Origin of the sequence: Pseudomonas sp. SB113 (assembly GCF_040754745.1) — a bacterium.
Lineage (GTDB): Bacteria > Pseudomonadota > Gammaproteobacteria > Pseudomonadales > Pseudomonadaceae > Aquipseudomonas > Aquipseudomonas grimontii.
The window spans coordinates 392,737-416,970 of record NZ_JBFMHW010000002.1 but is presented as its reverse complement, the minus strand read 5'-3'; the positions used below and the strand labels follow the sequence as shown (position 1 = coordinate 416,970).

Below are 24,234 nucleotides of genomic sequence, written 5' to 3'. Positions count from 1 at the left end.
CCATGATCAAACTCTTCAGTTCAAACATCTTTGGGTTTTTAAGAAACCCTAAACTTGGCTCAGCAATCGTTGGTTATTCTTTGATTTCTCGCGGAGTAACTTGTGATGCTGATAATCTTGTTGACTATCAGTCTGACTCCACAAGCACCCACACGAATTGCTTGATTCAGTTGTTAAAGAGCGGTTGGTTAAGATCTTTCGTCTCAACCGAGGCGCGCATTCTACAGCAGCCTCATTTGCTGTCAAGTGATTATTTTCAGAAGCTTTCGAAGATTTCTTCAACAACTTCAACCACTTGCGCTTCCGATCTCTCGTTAGCGGGAGGCGAATTCTACAGCGTTACACGCTGCTGTCAACACCTCTTTTTCTGCGCTTTCGACCGAGAAGATCGAATCGTTAATAGCGTCAAACAACACGACCCCATCAACTTCTTCTGGGCTTCGATGAACTGAAGCAAGCCGCTGTCTAATCCTGCATAACTCTTTGTTTACCAAGGAGTTTTACGTTTCGACTGCGCCGGAAGTGGGGCGAATTATAGACTTCCAGAATCTGCCGTCAACCTTCTTTTTCACATTTCTGTCATATACCTCAAAAAAGCCCAAAACCGCAAAAGCCGGCCCGAGGGCCGGCTTTCTGCTTACTGAGCTTTACAGGCTAGGGAAAGCGAATTGCGACGCTTCATGGCTGGCCCGCTGCGGCCAACGCTGGGTGATCGCCTTGCGACGGGTGTAAAAACGCACCCCATCCGGCCCATAGGCGTGCAAGTCACCAAACAACGAACGCTTCCAGCCACCAAAGCTGTGATACGCCACCGGCACCGGCAAGGGAACATTCACACCGACCATGCCCACTTCAATTTCGTCACAGAACAACCGCGCCGCTTCACCGTCACGGGTGAAGATACACGTACCGTTTCCATACTCATGATCGTTGATCAGTTGCATCGCCGCTTCCAGGCTGCTCACCCGGACCACGCACAATACCGGCCCGAAGATCTCTTCCTTATAAATGCGCATCTCAGGCGTCACACGGTCAAACAGACTGCCCCCCAGGAAGAAGCCGTCTTCATTCCCGGCAATACTCAGCCCACGACCATCGACCACCAGCTCGGCGCCCGAAGACACACCGTCTTCTATATAACCGCTGACCTTATCCCGCGCCTGGCCCGTCACCAGCGGCCCCATATCCAGTCCACACGTCGTGCCCGCGCCGATCTTCAGCGCCTTGATTTGCGGCACCAGCTTGGCGATCAATGCATCTGCCACCTGGTCACCTACGCACACCGCCACCGAGATCGCCATGCAGCGCTCCCCGCAGGAACCATACGCTGCGCCCATCAAAGCACTGACCGTGTTATCCAAGTCGGCATCCGGCATCAGCACGGCATGGTTCTTTGCCCCACCCAGCGCCTGTACGCGCTTACCACGCTTGGTCGCTTCTGAATAAATGTACTCGGCAATCGGCGTAGACCCCACAAAGCTCAACGCCTTGACTTCCGGCGCTTCGATCAACGCATCCACCGCCCCCTTGTCGCCGTGCACAACACTCAGCACACCTTTAGGAAGACCGGCCTCCTGCAGCAGTTGCGCGATCAACAACGTCGAACTCGGATCACGCTCCGAAGGCTTGAGGATGAAGCAGTTACCGCAAACAATCGCCAGCGGATACATCCACAGCGGCACCATCGCGGGGAAGTTGAACGGGGTAATACCGGCCACCACGCCCAGCGGCTGGAAGTCCGACCAGGCATCAATATTCGGCCCAACATTGCGGCTGTACTCGCCCTTGAGAATCTCCGGCGCCGAGCACGCGTACTCCACGTTCTCGATCCCGCGCTTCAACTCACCCGCCGCATCCTCCAGCGTCTTGCCATGCTCCTCACTGATCAGTTGCGAGATGCGCGCTTCGTTCTGCTCCAGCAATTGCTTGAACCGGAACATTACCTGGGCACGTTTGGCCGCCGGCGTGTTACGCCAGGCCGGGAAGGCCGCCTTGGCCGAGTCGATAGCACTCTGAATGGTTTCGCGGCTGGCCAGAGGCACTTGGTGAATCACCTGGCCGGTAGACGGGTTATACACATCGGCACTGCGACCGCTGTCGTTGACCAACTCACCGTTGATCAAATGCTGGATAAGGCTCATGCAGGGCTCCTGAAAAGTTGTTCTATATAGAAGGAGAAATCAGTCGATCTTGTTCAGCACTTCGCCGACCGCATCGAACAGGCGATCCAGGTCCTGCGGCTTGCTGTTGAAGGTTGGCCCGAACTGCAGAGTGTCACCGCCAAAGCGCACATAGAACCCCGCTTTCCACAGAGCCATGCCGGCCTCGAATGGACGCACGATGGCGTCACCGTCGCGCGGGGCGATCTGGATCGCACCGGCCAAGCCATAGTTACGGATGTCGATCACGTTCTTGCTGCCCTTCAAGCCGTGCAGCGCATTCTCAAAGTGCGGTGCGACTTCAGCCACGCTCTGCACCAGGTTTTCCTTCTGCAACAGGTCCAATGCTGCCAGGCCAGCGGCGCAGGCAACCGGGTGCGCCGAATAGGTGTAGCCGTGGGGGAATTCCACTGCGTACTCCGGCGTGGCCTGGTTCATGAAGGTCTGATAAATCTCGCTGCTGGCAATCACCGCGCCCATTGGGATCGCACCGTTGGTGACTTGCTTGGCGATGCACATCAGGTCCGGGGTCACGCCGAAGCTGTCAGCGCCAAACATCGAACCGGTACGACCGAAGCCCGTGATCACTTCGTCGAACACCAACAGAATGTTGTGCTGGTCGCAGATCTCACGCAGGCGCTTGAGGTAACCCTGTGGCGGCACCAGCACGCCAGCGGAGCCGGCCATTGGCTCGACAAACACAGCAGCGATATTCGACGCGTCGTGCAATTCGATCAGTTTGAGCAACTCATCGGCCAAGGCGATACCGCCCTGCTCCGGCATGCCCCGGGAGAACGCATTGCTCGCCAGGAGGGTGTGCGGAAGATGATCAACATCCATCATCGCCTGACCAAACATCTTACGGTTGCCGTTGACGCCGCCCAGGCTGGTACCGGCGATGTTCACACCGTGATAACCGCGGGCGCGGCCGATCATCTTGGTCTTGGTGGCCTGCCCCTTCAGCCGCCAGTAGGCGCGCACCATCTTCACCGCAGTATCGGCGCACTCGGAACCGGAGTCAGTGAAGAACACGTGGTTCAGGTTACCAGGGGTCAGATCGGTGATCTTTTCCGCGAGTTGGAAGGACAGTGGATGGCCGTACTGGAAGCCTGGGGAGTAGTCCAGCGTGCCCAGTTGCTTGGCGACCGCTTCCTGGATTTCCTTGCGCGTATGCCCGGCGCCGCAGGTCCACAGGCCCGACAACGAGTCGTAGACCCTACGCCCTTTGTCATCGATCAACCAACTGCCTTCAGCACCCACGATCAGGCGCGGGTCACGCTGGAAGTTACGGTTGGCGGTGTAAGGCATCCAGTGGGCGTCCAACTTCAGTTGGCTAGCCAGGGACGAAGGGGCGTTTTCGGGCATGTTCATCAGCAAAACCTCGCAAGGCAAAAGGCAGCGTCGGGATTGGAAAAGCGTAGTTGCAGCTAAATTGCCACGGGGATAAAGTCGGTGAAATCCAACTCTTCTAACCTTCAGTCAGGCTTTCACTAAACTATGAGCAGCCGTCGACCCGATCCCCTGGCCCAAGTCAGCGACTTCGATATTCGCCTGCTGCGCATCTTTCGCAGCGTCGTGGAGTGTGGCGGCTTCTCGGCGGCGGAAACCGTGCTTGCCATCGGCCGTTCCGCCATCAGCCAGCAAATGAGCGATCTTGAGCAGCGGCTCGGATTAAGACTTTGCCAACGCGGCCGTGCCGGTTTCTCGCTGACCGAAGAAGGCCGCGAGGTCTACCAATCGGCCCTGCAACTATTAAGTGCCCTGGAAAGTTTTCGCACCGAGGTCAACGGCCTGCACCAGCACTTGCGCGGCGAGTTGATCATCGGCCTGACCGACAACCTGGTCACCCTGCCCCACATGCGCATCACCCACGCCCTGGCACAGTTGAAGGAACGCGGACCGGACGTACAGATCCAGATCCGCATGATCGCCCCCAATGAAGTCGAACAAGGCGTACTCGACGGCCGCCTGCATGTCGGCGTGGTGCCGCAGGCCAGCGCCCTGTCCGGCCTGGAATACCAGCCGCTGTACAGCGAACGCTCGCTACTTTACTGCGCGGTTGGCCACCCCCTGTTTTATGCCGACGACAAGCAACTGGGCGACGAGCGCATCGACACCCAGGACGCCATCGCCCCCACCTTCCGCCTGCCCGCCGATATCCAGGCCCATTACCAGGCGCTCAACTGCACCGCCAGTGCCTCGGACCGCGAAGGCATGGCATTCCTGATTCTCACCGGTCGCTACATCGGTTACTTGCCCGACCACTACGCCAGCCTGTGGGTGCAACAAGGCCGACTGCGTGCGCTGAAACCGGCTACGCGCTTTTACGATTTAAGCCTCGCATCGGTCACGCGCAAAGGCCGTCGCCCTCATTTGGTGCTGGAAAGCTTCCTGGAAAGCCTGGCGGCAACGCGCTAACTCGGGCCTTGCGTAAAAAGCTGAGCACTTGGACAGCTTTTTGCAAGGCCACAAGGACCTAGAACCGTCCGCCTCGAGTTTGCTTGCCATGCCACCAGAATCCTCCAGCCCCAGCGACCTGATCTACGGTCTCAACGACCGCCCCAAACCCGCGCCTGCATTGCTGGCCGCACTGCAACATGTGCTGGCCGCCTTTGTCGGCATCATCACGCCACCGCTGATCATCGGCTCCACGCTGGGCCTGACCGCCCATTTACCCTACCTGATCAGCATGGCGTTGATGGTGTCCGGCGTCGGCACATTCATTCAAGCACGTAGGCCATTTGGGATCGGCGCCGGGATGATCTGCCTGCAAGGCACCAGCTTTGCGTTTCTCGGCGCGGTGCTGTCGGCCGGGTTTCTGGTCAAGCAACGCGGCGGCAGCCCGGAAGACATCATGGCGATGATCTTCGGCGTGTGCTTTTTCGGCGCTGCAGTGCAGATCATTCTCAGCCGCTTTATTGGTCAGCTGCGCCGCGTGATCACCCCGTTGGTGACCGGGATTGTCATTACCCTGATCGGCATCAGCCTGATCAAGGTCGGTATCACCGACCTGGGCGGCGGTTTCAACGCACCGGACTTCGGCGCACCGACCAACCTTGCGTTGGGCCTCTTCGTGGTGCTGACAATCATCTTGCTCAACCGCTCCAACACACCCTGGGTGCGCCTCTCGGCGATCATCATCGGTCTCGCCCTCGGCAGCCTCGCAGCCTGGTTCAGCGGCAAGCTGGTCCCCCAGGCCCTGGGCGACTTGCCTTTAGTCAGCCTGCCGGTCCCCTTTCGATTCGGCTTCAACTTCGACTGGAGCGCCTTCCTGCCGATCGCGCTGATTTATCTGATCAGCAGCATCGAAACCGTTGGCGACCTCACCGCCAACTGCATGATCGCGCGCCAACCCATCAGCGGCCCTTCTTATATAAGCCGACTCAAAGGCGGCGTCCTCGGCGATGGCGTCAGTTGCATGATCGCCGCCACGTTCAGCGCCTTCCCCAACACCACCTTCGCCCAGAACAACGGCGTAATCCAACTCACCGGCGTAGCCAGCCGCTATGTCGGCCTGTACATCGGCGTGGTGTTGTTCTGCCTGGGTTTGTTCCCGTTGATCGGTGCCGTGCTGCAACAAATCCCCAAGCCCGTGTTGGGCGGCGCGACCCTGGTGATGTTCGGCAGCGTGGCCGCCGCCGGCGTGCGCATCCTCGCCCAGGCACCACTGGACCGTCGCAGCATGCTGATCATCGCCACCTCGTTCGGCGTCGGCCTGGGCATCGCCGCTCAACCGAACCTGATGCACCTGATGCCAACCCTGGTGCAGAACCTGTTCGACTCAGCCATCACCAGCGGCGGCCTGACCGCCATCGTGTTGTGCCTGTTACTGCCGGAATCCAAGGTGCCCGCTCCTGCCGCAAACCACGCGCCGGAAAGCGACACCCTGGAACCGCTTTGACGGTTTTATTGCATCGGGACTTGTCTGAGGCTTGAGGGTGGGTTATCTGTGCATACGTCGTCTCTATCGATCAGCACGGAAACCTCCATGAGCCTCGAAGTTCCTGCCCACAGCAACCACGCCGGTAAGCCCGCCAGCCGCATTCGACAAAAGAACGAACAAGCGATTCTCCAGGCTGCTGAAGATGAGTTCGCGCGCCATGGCTACAAGGGCACCAGCATGAACACCATTGCTGCCAGCGCCGGGCTGCCCAAAGCCAACCTGCACTACTACTTCACGAACAAGCTGGGCCTGTATATCGCGGTGCTCAGCAATATCCTCGAACTGTGGGACAGCACCTTCAACACGCTGACCGCCGAGGACGACCCGGCCGTGGCCCTCTCCCGCTACATTCGCACCAAGATGGAGTTTTCGCGGCGCCAGCCCCAGGCCTCGCGGATTTTCGCCATGGAGATCATCAGCGGCGGCGAATGCCTGACCGAATACTTCAGCCAGGATTACCGCGCTTGGTTCAGTGGTCGGGCGGCGGTGTTCCAGGCCTGGATCGACGCCGGCAAGATGGACCCCATCGACCCCGTGCACCTGATCTTCCTGTTGTGGGGCAGCACTCAGCACTACGCCGACTTCGCCACCCAAATCTGCCGCGTCACCGGTCGCACCAAGCTGACCAAGCAAGATATGGAAGACGCCGGGACCAACCTGATCCACATCATTCTCAAGGGCTGCGGCATCAAGCCGGCCCTCTAGACGAAGCCATTTATGTCTTTCACGCTCATCGGCCTTTGCGAGTTCCGCGAAGAAATTCGCAAAAGCCGCTTCATTACCCTGGCCGCACCGATCACCAGCCCGCAAGAAGCCCAGGCTTTTTTCGAGCAGCACAGCGACCTCAACGCCACGCACAACTGCTGGGCCTGGAAGCTGGCCGATCAATACCGCAGCAGTGACGACGGCGAACCCGGCGGCACCGCAGGGCGGCCGATCCTGGCGGCCATCGAGGCCCAAGGCTTTGATCAGGTCGCGGTGCTGGTAATTCGCTGGTATGGCGGCATACAACTCGGTACCGGCGGCCTGGCCCGCGCCTATGGTGGCGGTGCAAACAAGTGCCTGCAAAATGCCGAGCGCATCGAACTGATCAGCCGCGTGCCTTTGAGTTGCGCCTGCGGATTCTCCGAGCTGAACCTGGTCAAATTGCGTGTCGCCGAGTTGGGCGGGCTGGTGCTGGAAGAAACCTTCACCGCCAATGGCGTGGAGTTACAACTGGCCCTGGGCGAAGCCCACATCGACACCCTGCAAACCCAGCTCGCCGACCTGAGCCGTGGGCGCATCCTGCTGCAACGCTGAAACTGCTACTGTTGTCCGCTGAACACCCTGAACCGCGACTTTTAAAGGAAGCCTGCATGTCTACGCCAAAAACCGCACTGATCATCGGCGCCTCACGCGGGCTGGGCCTTGGCCTGGTCAAGCAATTGCTCCAGGAGGGCTGGGACGTGACCGCCACCGTGCGTGACCCGAACAAGGCCGATGCCCTGAAAGCCGTGGGTCCGGTGCAGATCGAGAAACTCGACATGGACGATCAGCAAGCCGTGATCGCCCTGAACCAACGCCTCAAGGACCGCACCTTCGATCTGCTGTTCGTCAACGCGGGCGTCAAGGGCCCCGCCAATCAAGAACCTGGCCATGCCACCCTGGCGGAAGTCGGGCAGCTGTTCTTCACCAACGCCGTGGCGCCGATCAACCTGGCCCAGCGCTTTGTCGGGCAGATCCGTAAGGACAGCGGCGTGCTGGCGTTCATGAGTTCAGTGCTGGGCAGCGTGACCATCCCCGACGGCTCGGACCTGGCGCTGTACAAGGCCAGCAAGGCCGCACTCAACTCCATGACCAACAGCTTCATTACCCAACTGGGCGATCACAAACTCACCGTGCTGTCGCTGCACCCTGGCTGGGTGAAGACCGACATGGGCGGCGAAAACGCGCACATTGATGTCGACACCAGCGTGCGCGGCCTGGTAGACCAAGTGAACGCCTACAGCGGCAAGGGCGGCCATCACTTCGTGGACTACAAGGGCGACACCATCGCCTGGTAAACCCCGCTGATTGAAATGTGGGAGCAAACTCCCTCCCACATTGATCGCGTTCGTTTTCCTACAGGTAGACCCGATCTCGAACTGCACGTAATCTACCCACCTCGCCCTCACCGGCGACCCTGGATCAGCAGACAGGGCATCACTGAGCTGGCAAACCTGAACCCATTATTCAGAGGAGCCGGCCAATGCCTGCGACCCGTATCTGGTTAAAAAACCCCCTCGCGATTTTCACTGCCAACGGACTCGACGCCCGTGGCGGCCTGGTGCTGCAAGACGGTGTGATCACCGAAGTGCTGGCCCAAGGCCAAGAACCCACACGGCCCTGCACCCAAGTGTTCGATGCGCGTGAGCATGTCGTCCTGCCCGGGCTGATCAACACCCACCATCACTTCTATCAGACCCTGACCCGTGCCTGGGCGCCGGTGGTCAATCAGCCATTGTTTCCGTGGTTGAAAACCCTGTACCCGGTCTGGGCGCGACTGACGACGGAAAAGCTCGCCCTGGCGTCGAAGGTGGCACTCGCGGAGTTGCTGCTTTCGGGCTGCACCACGGCGGCAGACCACCACTATCTGTTCCCCGACGGGCTGGAAAACGCCATCGATGTGCAAGTCGACAGCGTGCGCGAATTAGGCATGCGCGCCATGCTCACCCGCGGTTCCATGAGCCTGGGCGAAGCCGACGGCGGCCTGCCACCGCAGCAGACCGTGCAACAGGGCCAGGTCATCCTCGACGACAGCCAACGCCTGATCCGCGACTACCACCAACGCGGCGACGGTGCGCACATCCAGATTGCCCTGGCGCCCTGCTCACCGTTTTCCGTCACCCCGGAAATCATGCACGCGAGCGCCGAACTGGCCAATAGCCTGGATGTGCGCCTGCACACCCACCTGGCCGAAACCCTCGACGAAGAAGATTTCTGCCTGCAGCGCTTCGGCCTGCGCACCGTGGACTACCTGGACAGCGTCGGCTGGCTCGGCCCGCGCACCTGGCTGGCCCATGGCATTCACTTCAACCCGGATGAAATTGCGCGCCTGGGCGCCGCCGGTACGGGCATCTGTCATTGCCCAAGCTCCAACATGCGCCTGGCCTCCGGCATCTGCCCGACCCTGGACCTGATCGCTGCAGGCGCGCCCATCGGCCTGGGCGTGGACGGCTCTGCGTCCAATGATGCGTCAAATATGATCCTTGAAACCCGCCAGGCCCTGTACATCCAGCGCCTGCGTTACGGCGCCGAAAAGATCACCCCGGAGGGCGTGCTCGGTTGGGCTACCAAAGGTTCGGCGCAGCTACTGGGGCGTACGGATATTGGTGAACTGGCGGTAGGCAAACAGGCCGACCTGGCGCTGTTCAAACTGGATGAACTGCGCTTCTCCGGCAGTCACGACCCAATTTCCGCACTGCTGCTGTGCGGCGCGGATCGGGCGGACCGGGTGATGATCGGCGGCAAATGGCGAGTCATCGATGGGCAGGTGGAAGGCCTGGACCTGAAAGGCTTGATCGCCGATCACAGCCAGGCGGCGCGGCAGTTGATCGCCGGAACCTAAGTCAAACACCGGTCAAAATGTGGGAGGGAGCTTGCTCCCTCCCACATTGGAGTCCGCGGTGCTTACAAGCCCAACAGCGACAACATGATAAAGGTCGCAAACAACACAAAATGGGTCATCCCTTCGATGGCATTGGTTTCGCCATCGTTGAGGTTGATCGCGCTGACAATCAGCGTGATTAACACCATCACCGTTTGCACCGGCGTCATCGCCATCTGGAACGGCTGGCCGGTGTAGAGGGCCATGGCTTCCATCACCGGCACCGTCAGGATCACCGTCGACAACGACGCGCCCAGTGCAATGTTCACCACCGACTGCATACGGTTGGCCAGCGCAGCGCGCAAGGCCGTCAGAATCTCCGGTGCCGCCGAAATAGCCGCGACCACAATCGCCGTAATCACCGGCGGTGCGCCCGTGCCTTCCAGGCCCAGGTCGAGGGTCTTGGACATCACCTCGGCCAACGCACCGATCACAATCACGCCAAACACCAGGGTACCGATGGAAAACGCCAGGTTCACCGGCGGCGACTGCTCTTCATCCGGCAGTTTCTTGCGGCGCTTTTCCGGGTAGCTATAGCTGAAGAAATAACTGTGAGGCCCCACCTGCATGCGCAGGAACAAGGTGTAGAGCACCACCATGGCGCCGATGGTGAAGGCCGAGTAAATTTTCCAGTCGGCTTCGGGGATAAATTCCGGCACCACCATCGACACGCCCATGGCAGTCAGGATCATTACGCTGTAGGTGCGCGCCGAATCATCGTTGTAGGACTGTTCTCCGTGCTTGATGCCGCCCATCAACGCCGCCAGACCGAGGATGCCGTTAATGTCGAGCATCACCGCCGAATAAATGGTGTCGCGCACCAAGGTGGGTGATGGCTCGTTGCTCATCATGATCGCCAGGATCACCACCTCCACCAGCACGGCAGCCAGGGTCAGGATCATGGTGCCGTAGGGGTCGCCGACCTTTTCCGCGAGTTGCTCGGCGTGGTGGGCCACGCGCATCGACGCCACCACGATAAAACCGATCAACACCACGCCAGCCAACAGCGCCACCATTTGCCCGCTGTGCAGCATCCAGTGCTCCAACGGGTAGGCGGCGATGGCGGCAATCAGTGCCAGCAGCATGAATTTTTCTTGCTTGAGGGATGTGAGCATTCCGGGCCTTTTAGTACGGCAAATCAGTCATTGATGGGGTACAGACTGCGCCAAGCCGCTAACGTTTCGTTACACCTTAGTTCACAGGGCCCTTGCGTGAATAAATCGAATACTCTCCTGCTGGTCAGGTTTTGCCGATTATTTCAGCCATGGCCTGTAGAATGCCGCCATTGCACCTGATGAGAATTTAGAAAATGTACGATTGGCTCAACGCCCTGCCCAAGGCTGAATTGCACCTGCACCTGGAAGGCTCGCTGGAGCCTGAGCTGCTGTTCGCCCTGGCCGAGCGCAACAAAATCGCGCTGCCGTGGAACGACGTCGAAACCCTGCGCAAGGCCTACGCCTTCAACAACCTGCAAGAGTTTCTCGACCTGTATTACAAGGGCGCCGACGTCCTGCGTACCTCCCAGGACTTCTACGACCTGACCTGGGCCTACCTGCTGCGCTGCAAAGAGCAGAACGTGATCCACACCGAACCCTTCTTCGACCCGCAAACCCACACCGACCGTGGTGTGCCGTTCGAAGTGGTGCTCAACGGCATCGCCGCTGCGCTCAAAGATGGCGAACAGCAACTGGGTATCACCAGCGGTTTGATCCTCAGTTTCCTGCGCCACCTGAGCGAAGCCGAAGCCGAGAAAACCCTCGACCAGGCGCTGCCGTTCCGCGATGCGTTTGTGGCCGTGGGCCTGGACAGTTCGGAAATGGGTCACCCGCCGAGCAAGTTCCAGCGTGTGTTTGACCGTGCCCGCCATGAAGGCTTCCTCACCGTCGCCCACGCTGGCGAAGAAGGCCCGCCCGAGTACATCTGGGAAGCCATTGACCTGCTGAAAATCCAGCGTATCGACCACGGCGTACGTGCCATCGAAGACGAGCGCCTGATGCAGCGCATCATCGACGAGCAGATCCCGTTGACCGTCTGCCCGCTGTCCAATACCAAGCTGTGCGTGTTCGACGACATGGCCCAGCACAACATCCTCGACATGCTCGAGCGTGGCGTGAAGGTAACGGTGAACTCGGATGACCCGGCGTACTTCGGCGGCTATGTCACCGAGAACTTCCACGCGCTGTACGCCTCACTGGGCATGACCCAGGACCAGGCCAAACGCCTGGCGCAGAACAGCCTGGATGCGCGCCTGGTAAAACCGTAACTGGGCAGGAAGTCATCATCGCCAGGCCCATGGAGTCGAAAAAAGCCAAGGCGATGATGATAACGATCACGCAGCGGTAACCGTCGGCGCTAGGGTTGTTCGGGCATGGCCAATCGGGCGATTTCTGCCCGCCCGCTGTCGTTGAGTTGCACCGCCCGGGATTCGTTGACCAGGCTGATCCAGTTCGATTGCAGGAACAACTGCAACAGCCCCGCACCCAGCGCGCCGCCCAGGTGCGGTTGCCGCTGGCTCCAATCGAAACAGTCGCACACCAGTGGCGACGCAAGCGCCTGAGTGTAAATGCCCAGGCCCGCCAAGTGCTGCCCCCCCCTGACCGTGACCTCTATGCGTTGTTCATGACGCTCGATCCACCCCGCCGCCAACATCCGTTCATACAACCCCGCCGCCAACTCGCCACCGAGGTGGCCCTGGCACAGCCGAGCATGTCGCAATAATGGCGGCGCCACCAATACCGGCGGTGAAGCATGCGGTGCACTGCGTGCTGCGCTGGCCAGGGTGGTACAGGCCAGCGCATCGATGGCGACGCTGACATCCGTAGCCGCCACACGGAACAGCCGCTTGCCACGCCGGCCTTCGATACGCAGCAAGCCACTCCCTGTCAGCCTTGCCAGATGCGCATTGGCCGAGGCGGGTGACAATCCGGCAAGCGTTGCCAGCTCCTCCGAGGACTTGGCCGAACCGTCCATCAGGGACCAGAGCATGGCAGTGCGTTTGGGCTCGGCGAGCAAGCTGGCGATCTGACTGATGCATGGTGCTTCTTCCATCGATTCACTCCCTGTCGAATTATTTTTCTGATGCAGTGGGCGCCAAAGTATAGGTGCGCAAACCAGCGGTTCCGCAGCGTCTGACAGCGCGAATAAGGACAGGACCTGAGTGAAATTTCCTTATGTGATGGAGGCTATTACGTCGAGCCCAATCGCTCCGGCAATTGAGCGCTCAATGTCGCACAACGAGAAACGAGCATTTCCCGCAGCAGGTTGATGGGTTTGCTCAATTGGGCCCGATGGGCGCACAGCAAATTGAGGGGTGTGCGCTCGCCACGTAACTCCGGCAAGATCAGGCGCAAGCGGCCGGCCAGCACATCGGTGCTCACATCCAGCCAGGATTTGTAGGCAATGCCCACACCCGCCACCGCCCAGCGGCGTACCACATCGGCGTCGTCGCTGAAGCGGTCGCCACTGACCGTGAGGCTGATTTCGCGCTTGCCATCGTGAAAGGTCCAGTGGTCGTGTACTCGGCTGCCAAGCATGTACAGCAAGCAATTGTGCTGGGCCAATTGCTCCAGGTGTCGCGGTTCGCCGTAACGGGCGAGGTAGCTGGGGGCCGCGCACAACACGCGAACGTTGTGCGGCGCGACGGGCAGCGCGATCAGGCTCGAGTCTTCGGGCTCGCCATAGCGCAGGGCGATGTCCACCGGCTGGCGGAACAGGTCGGCAATCCGATCGCCCAACAGCAGGCGCACGGTGAGCTGCGGGTACTCGTGCTGAAATTCGTCCAGCCACGGCAGTAATTGGTTGCGGCCGAAATCCGAGGGGGCCGAGAGTTGCAACACCCCGCTGACATGGTCCTGGCCACTGGCCAACAAGCGCCGTCCTTCGTCCAGGGAGCTCAGCGCGGCGCGGGCATATTCCAGGAAGCCTTCACCTTCGGCGGTCAGGCGCAGGCTGCGGGTGGAGCGCGCCAGCAAACGCGTGCCCAGTTGCTGTTCGATACGCTTGAGCGCCGCGCTGGCCACGGCGGGCGACAGGTCCATCACCCGCGCCGCCGCCGACAAACTGCCCAGGTCCGCCGCGCGTACAAACAACTGCAAATCATCAAAACGCAGCATTCACCCACCTATTATCAAAATATTATTGAAACAGAGTGCTGTTTTAGCCGCTTTTATCTTCAGGGGAAATGGCCAATCATCTGTCCATCCCGTTCATAACGTGTCTGGAGTTGAATATGCCCACAGCCTTTAACGTCATCGCCACGCTGATCGCCAAGCCTGGCCAACAAGCCACCCTGGAAACCCTGCTGCGCGGCCTGCTGGAACCCACCCGCCTTGAAGCCGGTTGCGAGCAATACGACCTGCACCAGGACCTGCAACACCCCGAGACCTTCTACATGCTCGAACGCTGGAGCAACGACGCCGCACTGGCCGACCATGACCAGAGCGCACATATCCAACGTTTTCGCGCCAAGGCCGCTGATGTAATCGAACACTTCGAACTCAAGCGCCTGAAGTTTCTCGCCTGATCACCGCCTTTTTCCGGAGCCCCCATGAAAGCCATTGCCTACTACGCGTCACTGCCGATCAACGATGAAAAATCCCTGCAAGACATCCAACTGCCAGAGCCCGTCGCCGGCCCCCGCGACCTGCTGGTGGAAGTCAAAGCCATCTCGGTCAACCCGGTGGACACCAAGGTGCGCCAGAACGTCGCCCCGGAAAACGGCGTGGCCAAAGTGCTGGGCTGGGACGTGGCCGGTGTGGTCAAGGCCGTCGGCAGCGAAGTGAGCCTGTTCAAAGTCGGCGATCACGTGTTCTACGCCGGTTCCCTGATACGTCCAGGCGCTAACAGCGAACTGCACACCGTCGATGAGCGCATTGTCGGCCATATGCCCAAGAGCCTGGGCTTTGCCGAAGCCGCCGCGCTGCCGCTGACCGCCATCACCGCCTGGGAGCTGCTATTCGAACGCCTGCAAGTGCGTGAAGGTAAAGAGGCTGAAGGCCAGAGCCTGCTCATCGTCGGCGCCGCTGGCGGCGTGGGTTCGATCCTGACCCAACTGGCCAGCCAGCTCACCGCATTGAAGGTGATCGGCACCGCCTCGCGCCCGGAAACCCAGGAGTGGGCCAAGGCACTCGGCGCCGACCTGGTGATCGACCATAGCCAGCCGCTGAGCGAAGCCCTGAAACAAGCCGGCCACCCACAGGTGACCCATGTTGCCAGCCTGACCCAAACCGAGCATCACCTGGACCAACTGGTCGAAGCGCTGCAACCCCAAGGCAAGCTGGCGCTGATCGACGACCCCAAGGCGCTGGACGTGAGCAAACTCAAGCGCAAGAGCCTGTCGCTGCATTGGGAGTTCATGTACACGCGCTCGATGTTCGAGACGCCAGACATGATCGAGCAGCACAACCTGCTCAATCGCGTGGCCGAGCTGATCGACGCCGGCACCTTGAAAACCACGCTGGGCGAGCACTTCGGTGTGATCAATGCGGCCAACCTGCGCCGTGCCCATGCGCTGCTGGAAAGCGGCAAGGCCAAGGGCAAGATCGTGCTGGAAGGGTTCTGAAAATAACGTCTGTCAGTGTCGTCCGTTATTCGTGTGAGTGATGGACGACACCGCTAGTCAGAGAGTTGATCTTTGTCATATTTGTGAGCGTATTCAGGTTTATATTGGCCGCCTTTGCCACGATTCTTTTACGTGAGGAAGTCAGCAATGAAGATCCTGATAAAAGCGTTAGCAAAATCTCAAGGCAATAAATGGCAGGTTCGTCTCGACGGCGATGCGTTCACCTTCCGCAGCGAGGCTGAGGCCCGCGCCTTTGCCGATACCCTGCAAGCCCGTATCCAGGCTCCCCACCGTTTCCCGATCAGCCAGCAACGCTCCGCCGCTGGCTGACCTGCATTTCAGTCCTGCGCCTGCATGGCCCTTGCCCGTTGCAGGCGCTGGGTCGACATCGCAATCGTCACCGCCAATACCCCACACAAACTGATGACCATCGCCATCGGCATGGCCGTGCCGTCGTGCAGCACGCCCACCAACGAAGCCGCCCCTGCCGCCACGCCAAACTGAATGCAACCGAGCAAGGCCGACGCACTGCCGGCCCGGGCACCCTGCCCGCTCATGGCGCAGGCCGAGGTGTTGGGCAGAATGCAGCCCAAGCTGGCGATACAGATGAACAGCGGCACCAGCAACGGCCACAACGCATCGGTGCGCAAGGCCGCGATGCCCAGCAGTGACAGCGCCGCCAGCAGATAGACCCACACCGTGCGCGACAGCAGAAACGCCGGGCCACGCTTGGCCAGCAGCCGCGCGTTAACCTGGGCAACCAGGATGAAGCCGGCGGCGTTGGAGCCGAACAGCCAGCCGTAATGCTCAGCGGGTACGCCATAGAGTTTGATAAATACGAACGGGGAGCCGGCGATGTAGGCAAACATCCCGGCAATCGAAATGCCCCCGGTCAGGGCATAACCGAGGTAGACCCGATCCGACAACAGCGCGCCGTAGCGGCGCAGCGACCCGGACAAGGGTTGACGCGGCTGATGGGCCGGAAAGGTCTCCGGCAAACCGACCGCCACGGCAATCGCCGCCATCACGCTGAAGATCGACAGCGCGAGGAAAATCGACTGCCAGCCCCACAACCCGACCATCACACCACCCGCCAATGGCGCCAGGATCGGCGCCAGGCCGGTCACCAGCATTAGTTGCGAGTACACCTTGGCCGAGCCCACCGCATCACATTTGTCACTGACCACTGCGCGGGAAATCACCATGCCTGCGCAACCGCCGAGGGCCTGCACGAAACGTGCGCCAATCAGCCATTCCAGGGACGGCGCGTACGCGCAGGCAAAGGACGCCAGGGTAAACAGGGTCACGCCGCTGAGCAGCGGGCCGCGCCGACCAAAGCGGTCCGCCAGCGGGCCGTAGATCAACTGGCCGATGGCCAGGCCCGCGAAATACACGGCCAGGGTCAGCTGGATATGTTTTTCGTCGGTACCGAAGGCTGTCGCCATCGCCGGAAAGCCCGGCAGGTAAAAATCGATCGCCAGCGGCGCGAAGGCGCTCAAGGCCCCCAGAATCAGAATTATACGAAGGTTCATCAGGCACCCAAGAGAGTCGGCAGCCCGACAGTCTAGCCGGGCCTGGGTGCCTTGAACATTACGATAGCTCGCTAACTATTAAAATCAGACTGCGGCGTAGCCTTCTTCCTTGATCAACCCAATGATCGCCTCACGACTCAGTTGACTCTGCACGCTGACTTGCTTCGCCGCGAGATCCACCTTCACTTCGGCCGTAGGATCCTGGTTCTGCACCGCCTGGGTCACGGCCCGAACACAATGGCCGCAGGTCATTCCTTCAACGCTGAATACTTGCATGACGTGACTCCTTTAATGAGGTTGAACCCAGTCTCGACCTTGCCACGATGGCAAGGTCAAGTTCTGAAACTTTCGGCCGGGCTGGTATTACACGGCGGCGTCGGCCAAGCTTCACCCATCTTTGATTCAAACCACGGAGCATTCGCCATGCGCTGGTCGTTTTTTGGCCTTGTCGGCCTGATGAGCTTGTCTGCCGCTGCGCCTCAGGCCCTCGCCGCAGAAGACTATGCGGTGCTGATCATTTCCCGCGAACGCCTGGAAGTACCGACCAATTGCGAGATCGGCCTGTACATCCAGGACCAGTTGGCCGGACGCCTGTTCCAGGAACAGTCCACCTCGTTCAACCTGCCCGCCGGCAATGTGTCGTTGCGCCTGAAACTGCTGCCGGGCCAGTCACCGGGTTGCTTGCCTGGCCTGCTCGCGCCGCCGGCACAGAACATCACGCTCAAGGCCGGCGACGTACGCAAGCTGCGCATTGCCCAGGGCCCGGAAGGCATGTACCTCAAACCCGCCGCACTGGAATACTGAAGACGCTTGACCTTCCCCACAGGTCAAGGTTGATCCTAGGGGCAACTTCTCTGGAGGACTGCCCCATGAATGGATCCACCACCTTTGACCTGCCCATCGGCGGCATGACCTGCGCCAGCTGTGCCGGGCGTGTCGAGCGCGCGCTGGGCAAAGTGCCGGGGGTGCAAAGCGTCAGCGTCAACCTGGCCAACGAGCGCGCGCACGTCGAAGTGCTGGGCCAGATCGATCCGGCCGTGCTGATCGCCGCCGTCGACAAAGCCGGCTACACCGCCAGCCTGCCGCAAAGCGAAACCAAGACCGAGGCCGATCAGGCCCAACGCCTGCACCGCGAGCGCTGGTCGCTGCTGCTGGCGATTGTGCTGGCACTGCCCCTGGTTCTGCCGATGCTGGTGCAACCCTTCGGCCTGCACTGGATGCTGCCGGCCTGGGTGCAATTCGCCCTGGCCACCCCTGTGCAATTCATCTTCGGTGCGCGCTTCTATATCGCGGCGTGGAAAGCCGTGCGTGCCGGTGCCGGCAATATGGACCTGCTGGTGGCCATCGGCACCAGCGCCGGTTACGGCCTGAGTCTCTATGAATGGCTGACCGCGCCCGTGGGCACCATGCCCCATCTGTACTTCGAAGCGTCGGCCGTGGTGATCGCCCTGGTGTTGCTCGGTAAATACCTGGAGAGCCGCGCCAAACGCCAGACCGCCAGCGCTATCCGCGCCCTGGAAGCCCTGCGCCCTGAACGCGCCATTCGTGTAAAGGATGGCCGCGAGGACGATGTGGCCATCAGCGCGCTCACGCTCGATGACCTGGTGCTGGTCAAACCCGGCGAACGGTTCCCGGTGGACGGTGAAGTGGTAGACGGCCAGAGCCATGCCGATGAAGCGCTGATCAGCGGCGAAAGCCTGCCGGTGCCGAAACAACCTGGCGACGCCGTCACCGGCGGCGCCATCAATGGCGAAGGCCGCCTGCTGGTGCGCACCACCGCGCTCGGCGCCGAAAGCGTACTGGCGCGCATCATCCGCCTGGTGGAAGACGCCCAGGCGGCCAAGGCCCCCATCCAGAAACTGGTGGATAAAGTCAGCCAGGTATTCGTCCCCACCGTACTGGTGCTGGCGCTGATCACCCTGGTGGGCTGGTGGTTATACGGTGCTCCCCTGGAGACCGCGATCATCAACGCCGTGGCGGTGCTGGTGATCGCCTGTCCTTGCGCCCTCGGGCTGGCCACACCGACCGCCATCATGGCCGGCACCGGCGTCGCCGCACGCTACGGCATCCTGATCAAGGACGCCGTAGCGCTGGAGCGCGCCCATGAAGTGAGCACCGTGGTCTTCGACAAAACCGGCACCCTCACTTCCGGCACCCCGAAAATTGCCCATTTGGCGGCGGTGGATGGCGATGAAGCCACATTGCTGCGACAGGCCGGTGCGCTGCAACGTGGCAGCGAACACCCGTTGGCCAAGGCCGTGCTGGATGCGTGCAGCGAGCAAGGGCTGACGGTGGCGGACGTGAGTGCCAGCCAATCCCTGGCCGGACGTGGCATTGCCGGTCGCCTCGACGGCCGCCAACTGGCCCTGGGAAATCGGCGCCTGCTGGAAGAAAGCGGCCTGGACGCGGGTGGGCTGGCCGACTCCGCCACGGCCTGGGAAGCCGAGGGCCGCACGTTGTCCTGGCTGATCGAGCAAGGCGCGCAACCGCGTGTGCTCGGGCTGTTTGCCTTTGGTGACACACTCAAGCCTGGCGCGTTGGAAGCGGTGGCACAGCTCAAGGCCCGAAACATTGGCAGCCACTTGCTCACCGGCGACAATCGCGGCAGCGCGCGCGTAGTCGCCGAAGCGTTGGGCATCGATGACGTACACGCCGAAGTCCTGCCCGCCGATAAAGCCGCCACCGTCGCCGAACTGAAAAAAACCGGCGTGGTGGCGATGGTGGGTGACGGTATCAACGACGCCCCGGCCCTGGCTGCGGCCGATATCGGTATCGCCATGGGCGGCGGCACCGACGTGGCCATGCATGCCGCCGGCATCACCCTGATGCGCGGCGACCCACGCCTGGTCCCGGCCGCCTTGGAGATCAGCCGCAAGACCTACGCCAAAATCCGCCAGAACCTGTTCTGGGCCTTTGTGTATAACTTGATCGGCATTCCCCTGGCCGCATTCGGCCTGCTCAACCCGGTGCTCGCGGGCGCGGCGATGGCCTTGTCCAGCGTCAGCGTCGTGAGCAATGCCTTGCTGTTGAAAACCTGGAAACCCAGCACTTGGAAACAGTCGGATTTGGAGGATCAACGCCCATGAACATCGGCCAAGCCGCCCGGCAAAGCGGGCTGAGCGCGAAGATGATTCGCTACTACGAGTCCATCGGCCTGCTCAAAGCGGCCCATCGCACCGACAGCGGCTACCGCATCTACGGCGACGACGACCTGCACACCCTGGCGTTTATCAAACGCTCGCGGGACCTGGGGTTTTCATTGGAAGAAGTCGGCAAACTGCTGACCCTGTGGCAGGACCGGCAACGGGCCAGCGCCGATGTGAAAGCCTTGGCGCGCCAACATATCGATGAGCTGAACCAGAAGATCCTGGAATTGGGGCAACTGCGCGATACGTTGCAGGACCTGGTAGAGCACTGCCACGGCGATGATCGGCCGGATTGTCCGATACTCAAGGAGTTGGCGTCGGGAAGCTGCTGCGCGTGACGGAATCTATCTGAATACATGCAAAACCAAATGTGGGAGGGGCGGTGCGACGATTCGACTTGCTCCCGATAGCGGTGTATCAGTCTCAATATCTGTAACTGACACACCCTATCGGGAGCAAGTCGAATCGTCGCACCGCCCCTCCCACATTTTGATCTTCATCCAGCCAGGGATCATTGCATCCAAGGCGGCGGCGGTGGTTCTTCCGACGCTTTGCTCGGTGGCGCATCATCCGCCGCCCGAATGGCCTGGCGCCGCTCTTCATCCAGCCGCGCCGCTTCGATCTCACGGATCACACCGCCCACGTCCGCCAGCTCTTCCGGCTCGTCGAACTCGCCGGTCAATACGCTGGCCGGGTGCAAGGTGCCGGCTTCGTAGAGCGCCCACATTTCCTTGGCGTACTTGGTCTTCTTCAATTCCGGGGCAAAACGCCCGAAGTAGGAAGCCATGTTGCCCACATCCCGCTCCAACATGTTGAACGCGTGGTTGTTGCCCGCCGCATCCACTGCCTGGGGCAGGTCGATGATCACCGGGCCCGTAGGCGTGAGCAGCACGTTGAATTCGGACAGGTCACCGTGCACCAGGCCGGTACACAGCATCAGCACGATCTGGGAAATCAGGAAGGCGTGGTATTCACGCGCCTGGTCCGGCTCCAAGGTCACGTCATTCAGGCGTGGCGCAGCATCGCCGTACTCGTCGGCTACCAGTTCCATCAACAACACGCCTTCGAGGAAGTCGTACGGCTTGGGCACGCGAACGCCCGCACCGGCCAGACGGAACAACGCTGCTACTTCAGCGTTCTGCCAGGCATCTTCGGTTTCTTTCTTGCCGAATTTCGAGCCCTTGGCCATGGCCCGGGCCTGCCGGCTGTTACGGACCTTACGGCCCTCCTGGTATTCAGACGCTTGACGAAAACTTCGTTTATTCGCCTCCTTGTAAACCTTGGCGCAACGCAATTCATTGCCGCAGCGCACCACATAAACAGCTGCTTCTTTACCACTCATGAGTGGGCGCAGCACTTCGTCGACCAGACCGTCTTCGATCAGGGGTTCAATGCGTTTAGGAGTCTTCATCAGCTTTTATTGTGGGTCCTTTATTACCAAATACGCGTATGGCACTCGTTATACGGCAATCGGCTCGCTGGTGGGAGGGGCTACCGACCTCTGACCACTCAAGAATGCATCCAATATGCCAATTTCGGTGAATTCAACGTTCGATGATCGCCGTCACGCCCTGCCCGCCGGCGGCGCAGATCGAAATCAGCCCGCGGCCCTTGCCCGCTGCGTCGAGCAATTTGGCCAGGTTGGCGACAATGCGCCCACCGGTGGCGGCAAACGGGTGACCGGCCGCCAGCGAACTGCCTTTGACGTTCAGGCGACTGCGGTCGATGGCCCCTAATGGCGCGTCCAGCCCGAGGCGCGTCTTGCAGTAGTCCGCATCCTCCCACGCCTTGAGCGTGCACAACACCTGGGCAGCGAAGGCTTCGTGGATCTCGTAGTAATCAAAGTCCTGCAGCGTCAGACCATTCCTCGCCAGCAAACGTGGCACCGCATACACCGGCGCCATCAGCAGGCCTTCGGCGCCGTTGACGAAATCCACCGCCGCCGCTTCGCCATCGCGCAGGTAGGCCAGGATCGGCAAACCACGCGCCTGGGCCCAGGCTTCGCTGCCCAACAGCACCAGGGATGCACCATCCGTGAGCGGTGTGGAATTGCCGGCCGTGAGCGTGCCTTTTTCGCTGCGTTCGAACGCCGGCTTGAGCGCGGCGAGTTTTTCCAGGGTCAGGTCGGGGCGCAGATTGTTGTCGCGGGTCAGGCCCAGAAACGGCGTCAGCAGATCGTTATGCCAGCCTTCGGCATAGGCGGCAGCCATTTTCTGGTGGCTCTCAAGGGCGAGTTGGTCCTGCTCGGCGCGGGGAATCTGCCAGGTCTGCGCCATCAATTCGCAATGCTGGCCCATGGACAACCCCGTGCGCGGCTCACCGTTACGCGGCAGCTCAGGCTTGAGGTGATGGGGACGAAGTTGTAACAGGACTTTTAATTTATCCGCCATGGATTTGCTGCGATTGGCTTGCAGCAGGATCTTGCGCAGCCCTTCATTCACGCCGATAGGTGCGTCGGACGTGGTATCCACCCCACCGGCAATCCCGCATTCAATCTGGCCCAGGGCGATCTTGTTGGCCACCAGCAACGCCGCTTCGAGCCCCGTGCCGCAGGCCTGCTGAATGTCATAGGCGGGGGTTTGCGGCGACAGGCGTGAACCCAGCACGCATTCACGGGTGAGGTTGAAGTCGCGGGAATGCTTGAGCACCGCGCCGGCGGCCACCTCGCCCATGCGCAGGCCGTGCAGGTTGTAGCGTTCGATCAGGCCCTCCAAGGCCGCGGTCAGCATCGCCTGGTTGCTCGCCGTGGCGTAGGGGCCATTGGAGCGGGCGAAAGGAATGCGGTTACCGCCAATGATCGCTACACGGCGCAATTGAGTCATGGAAAGCTCCCTGTCGGTTGTGGTCTGGATAACTGAGCCTAGTCGAACGACTGCTACCCTGGGATGGTCAACCCTTTGAACCCCAGCCTTCGGAGAGCGTTCCATGTCTGACCGTTATATCGACTTCGCCAACTCAAGCCTCGGCCATCGCCTGGTCGCCGCCCTTGGCCTGCCGTCACCGGTACGCCTGGAACGCTGGCAGGCCGGGCGCCTGCGTCCGGTGGAAGGTGCATTGCTGCTGGGAGGTGGCGCGCTGGCAAGCAACGTACAGGCGTTTGCCAACAGGCTCACGGACGCCATTTACACCTACGGCGCCGAGGCGTCGACGTGGATTCCCGGCCACGGTCCCAAGCTCAAGGCCGTGGTGTTCGATGCCAGCGACCTGCAACACACCGACCAGCTCAAGCAACTGCGTGAGTTTTTCCAACCGTTGCTGAAAAACCTGGATAACAGTGCCCACCTGGTGATTCTTGGCCGCGCACCCGAGAGCCTCAGCGACCCGTTCGCCGCCAGCGCCCAGCGTGCCCTTGAAGGTTTCAGCCGGTCGCTGGCCAAGGAACTGCGTAACGGCGGCGTGTTGCAATTGCTCTACGTCGGCGACGGTGCCGAAGACCAACTGGAAGGCGCGCTGCGCTTCTTCCTCTCACCGAAAAGCGCCTATATCTCCGGCCAGGTAATTCGCCTGAAGGCCTGTGCCACGCCCGTCGAAGACTGGACCCGCCCCCTCGCCGGGCGCAAGGCGTTGGTCACCGGCGCCGCCCGTGGCATTGGCGCCTCCATCGCTGAAACCCTGGCCCGCGACGGCGCTGACGTGATCCTGCTCGACGTGCCCCAGGCCAAGGCCGACCTCGAGGCCCTCGCCGCACGCCTGGGTGCGCGCACAATCGTGCTGGACATCTGCGCCGAAGACGCCGCCGGCCAGTTGATCGAACACCTGCCCGACGGCCTCGACATCCTGGTGCACAACGCCGGGATCACCCGTGACAAAACCCTGGCCAACATGACCCCGGAATACTGGGACGCGGTGCTGGCGGTCAACCTCAATGCACCGCAAGTGCTGACCAAGGCACTGCTCGACAGCGGCACCCTGCACGACAACGCCCGTGTGGTGGTGCTGGCCTCCATCAGCGGCATCGCCGGCAATCGCGGGCAAACCAACTATGCCGCGAGCAAGGCCGGTTTGATCGGCCTGGTGCAGGCGTGGGCGCCGTTACTGGAAGAACGCGGGATCAGTATCAACGCCGTAGCCCCTGGCTTTATCGAAACCCAGATGACCGCGCATATTCCATTTGCCCTGCGTGAGGCCGGGCGACGCATGAGTTCACTGGGCCAGGGCGGTTTGCCGCAGGATGTCGCCGAAGCGGTGGCCTGGCTGGGCCAGCCGGGTTCCGGTGCGGTCAGCGGGCAAGCGCTGCGGGTGTGTGGGCAAAGTCTGTTAGGAGCATGA

General features: G+C 61.0%; 24 protein-coding genes. 15 read left to right on the top strand and 9 right to left on the bottom strand.

All coding sequences use genetic code 11. The annotated features are described in order from the left end of the window. Positions 1-452 (top strand): hypothetical protein (locus AB1462_RS04660; RefSeq protein ID WP_367246263.1); only part of this gene is annotated, 452 nt, incomplete at its 5' end. A gap of 195 nt (positions 453-647) precedes the next feature. Here AB1462_RS04660 and AB1462_RS04655 read toward each other — a convergent pair. Together AB1462_RS04655 and AB1462_RS04650 are read right to left on the bottom strand one after the other, a co-directional pair. After that, a complete protein-coding gene (locus tag AB1462_RS04655) occupies positions 648-2,141 on the bottom strand; it encodes a CoA-acylating methylmalonate-semialdehyde dehydrogenase (RefSeq protein ID WP_259194415.1) in 1,494 nt (497 codons plus the stop codon). A gap of 39 nt (positions 2,142-2,180) precedes the next feature. Next, positions 2,181-3,530: an aspartate aminotransferase family protein gene (locus AB1462_RS04650; protein ID WP_090400771.1), complete on the bottom strand. Its 1,350-nt coding sequence runs from the start codon at positions 3,528-3,530 to the stop codon at positions 2,181-2,183. A 126-nt stretch (positions 3,531-3,656) separates the two neighbouring features. Here AB1462_RS04650 and AB1462_RS04645 point away from each other — a divergent pair, with 126 nt between their 5' ends. The 6 genes from AB1462_RS04645 (at position 3,657) to AB1462_RS04620 (ending at position 9,688) form a co-directional block, all read left to right on the top strand. Next, positions 3,657-4,577, top strand: coding sequence for a LysR family transcriptional regulator (locus AB1462_RS04645; RefSeq protein WP_367246261.1), 921 nt, complete (start codon positions 3,657-3,659; stop codon positions 4,575-4,577). 88 nt (positions 4,578-4,665) lie between these two features. After that, positions 4,666-6,060 carry a uracil-xanthine permease family protein gene (locus AB1462_RS04640; protein ID WP_367246259.1) on the top strand — a complete coding sequence of 465 codons (1,395 nt, stop codon included), beginning with the start codon at positions 4,666-4,668 and terminating at the stop codon, positions 6,058-6,060. 87 nt (positions 6,061-6,147) lie between these two features. Further along, complete coding sequence (locus tag AB1462_RS04635; RefSeq protein ID WP_027607945.1) at positions 6,148-6,807, top strand: TetR/AcrR family transcriptional regulator; 660 nt, start codon at positions 6,148-6,150, stop codon at positions 6,805-6,807. A 12-nt stretch (positions 6,808-6,819) separates the two neighbouring features. Further along, entirely contained in the window at positions 6,820-7,401 is a 582-nt protein-coding gene (locus AB1462_RS04630; RefSeq protein ID WP_090400774.1) for a YigZ family protein, read from the top strand. 56 nt (positions 7,402-7,457) lie between these two features. Beyond that, positions 7,458-8,144 carry an SDR family oxidoreductase gene (locus AB1462_RS04625; RefSeq protein ID WP_259194416.1) on the top strand — a complete coding sequence of 229 codons (687 nt, stop codon included), beginning with the start codon at positions 7,458-7,460 and terminating at the stop codon, positions 8,142-8,144. Between the two features lie 185 nt (positions 8,145-8,329). After that, positions 8,330-9,688, top strand: coding sequence for an 8-oxoguanine deaminase (locus tag AB1462_RS04620; protein WP_367246258.1), 1,359 nt, complete (start codon positions 8,330-8,332; stop codon positions 9,686-9,688). A 62-nt stretch (positions 9,689-9,750) separates the two neighbouring features. On the opposite strand, the gene AB1462_RS04615 is transcribed toward AB1462_RS04620, so the two are convergent. Continuing rightward, entirely contained in the window at positions 9,751-10,842 is a 1,092-nt protein-coding gene (locus AB1462_RS04615; protein WP_367246257.1) for a calcium:proton antiporter, read from the bottom strand. A gap of 194 nt (positions 10,843-11,036) precedes the next feature. Between AB1462_RS04615 and AB1462_RS04610 the strand changes: the two genes are divergently transcribed. Beyond that, on the top strand, positions 11,037-11,990 hold the full coding sequence (locus AB1462_RS04610; protein WP_367246256.1) for an adenosine deaminase: 954 nt from the start codon (positions 11,037-11,039) through the stop codon (positions 11,988-11,990). Between the two features lie 89 nt (positions 11,991-12,079). On the opposite strand, the gene AB1462_RS04605 is transcribed toward AB1462_RS04610, so the two are convergent. Together AB1462_RS04605 and AB1462_RS04600 are read right to left on the bottom strand one after the other, a co-directional pair. Next, complete coding sequence (locus AB1462_RS04605) at positions 12,080-12,775, bottom strand: helix-turn-helix transcriptional regulator (protein WP_090400777.1); 696 nt, start codon at positions 12,773-12,775, stop codon at positions 12,080-12,082. A gap of 137 nt (positions 12,776-12,912) precedes the next feature. Continuing rightward, on the bottom strand, positions 12,913-13,839 hold the full coding sequence (locus AB1462_RS04600; RefSeq protein ID WP_090400778.1) for a LysR family transcriptional regulator: 927 nt from the start codon (positions 13,837-13,839) through the stop codon (positions 12,913-12,915). A gap of 116 nt (positions 13,840-13,955) precedes the next feature. Between AB1462_RS04600 and AB1462_RS04595 the strand changes: the two genes are divergently transcribed. The 3 genes from AB1462_RS04595 to AB1462_RS04585 all read left to right on the top strand — a co-directional run bounded on the left by AB1462_RS04595 (position 13,956) and on the right by AB1462_RS04585 (position 15,617). Beyond that, complete coding sequence (locus tag AB1462_RS04595) at positions 13,956-14,249, top strand: putative quinol monooxygenase (protein WP_090400779.1); 294 nt, start codon at positions 13,956-13,958, stop codon at positions 14,247-14,249. A gap of 24 nt (positions 14,250-14,273) precedes the next feature. Then, positions 14,274-15,287 (top strand): zinc-binding alcohol dehydrogenase family protein, encoded by a 1,014-nt coding sequence (locus tag AB1462_RS04590; protein WP_367246255.1) that lies wholly within the window; start codon positions 14,274-14,276, stop codon positions 15,285-15,287. Between the two features lie 147 nt (positions 15,288-15,434). Continuing rightward, entirely contained in the window at positions 15,435-15,617 is a 183-nt protein-coding gene (locus AB1462_RS04585; RefSeq protein WP_090400781.1) for a hypothetical protein, read from the top strand. A gap of 8 nt (positions 15,618-15,625) precedes the next feature. Here the strand turns inward: AB1462_RS04585 and AB1462_RS04580 are convergent, their stop codons facing one another. Both AB1462_RS04580 and AB1462_RS04575 read right to left on the bottom strand, forming a co-directional pair. Next, positions 15,626-16,819, bottom strand: a complete 1,194-nt coding sequence (locus tag AB1462_RS04580; protein WP_146371491.1) for a multidrug effflux MFS transporter — start codon at positions 16,817-16,819, stop codon at positions 15,626-15,628. Between the two features lie 84 nt (positions 16,820-16,903). Next, positions 16,904-17,095, bottom strand: coding sequence for a heavy-metal-associated domain-containing protein (locus tag AB1462_RS04575; RefSeq protein WP_090400782.1), 192 nt, complete (start codon positions 17,093-17,095; stop codon positions 16,904-16,906). Positions 17,096-17,242: 147 nt separating this feature from the next. Between AB1462_RS04575 and AB1462_RS04570 the strand changes: the two genes are divergently transcribed. The 3 genes from AB1462_RS04570 to cueR all read left to right on the top strand — a co-directional run bounded on the left by AB1462_RS04570 (position 17,243) and on the right by cueR (position 20,303). Further along, a complete protein-coding gene (locus tag AB1462_RS04570) occupies positions 17,243-17,623 on the top strand; it encodes a hypothetical protein (protein WP_027607958.1) in 381 nt (126 codons plus the stop codon). A 65-nt stretch (positions 17,624-17,688) separates the two neighbouring features. Further along, positions 17,689-19,905 (top strand): heavy metal translocating P-type ATPase, encoded by a 2,217-nt coding sequence (locus AB1462_RS04565; RefSeq protein WP_315339105.1) that lies wholly within the window; start codon positions 17,689-17,691, stop codon positions 19,903-19,905. Continuing rightward, positions 19,902-20,303, top strand: coding sequence for a Cu(I)-responsive transcriptional regulator (cueR, locus tag AB1462_RS04560; RefSeq protein ID WP_090400784.1), 402 nt, complete (start codon positions 19,902-19,904; stop codon positions 20,301-20,303). Before AB1462_RS04565 ends, cueR begins: the two co-directional genes overlap by 4 nt. A gap of 173 nt (positions 20,304-20,476) precedes the next feature. Here the strand turns inward: cueR and AB1462_RS04555 are convergent, their stop codons facing one another. Further along, a complete protein-coding gene (locus tag AB1462_RS04555; RefSeq protein ID WP_027607961.1) occupies positions 20,477-21,376 on the bottom strand; it encodes a PA4780 family RIO1-like protein kinase in 900 nt (299 codons plus the stop codon). A 133-nt stretch (positions 21,377-21,509) separates the two neighbouring features. Further along, positions 21,510-22,787, bottom strand: a complete 1,278-nt coding sequence (locus tag AB1462_RS04550; RefSeq protein WP_090400785.1) for an acetyl-CoA C-acetyltransferase — start codon at positions 22,785-22,787, stop codon at positions 21,510-21,512. A gap of 103 nt (positions 22,788-22,890) precedes the next feature. On the opposite strand from AB1462_RS04550, the gene AB1462_RS04545 reads away from it, so the two are divergent. After that, on the top strand, positions 22,891-24,234 hold the full coding sequence (locus tag AB1462_RS04545; RefSeq protein ID WP_259194422.1) for a 3-oxoacyl-ACP reductase: 1,344 nt from the start codon (positions 22,891-22,893) through the stop codon (positions 24,232-24,234).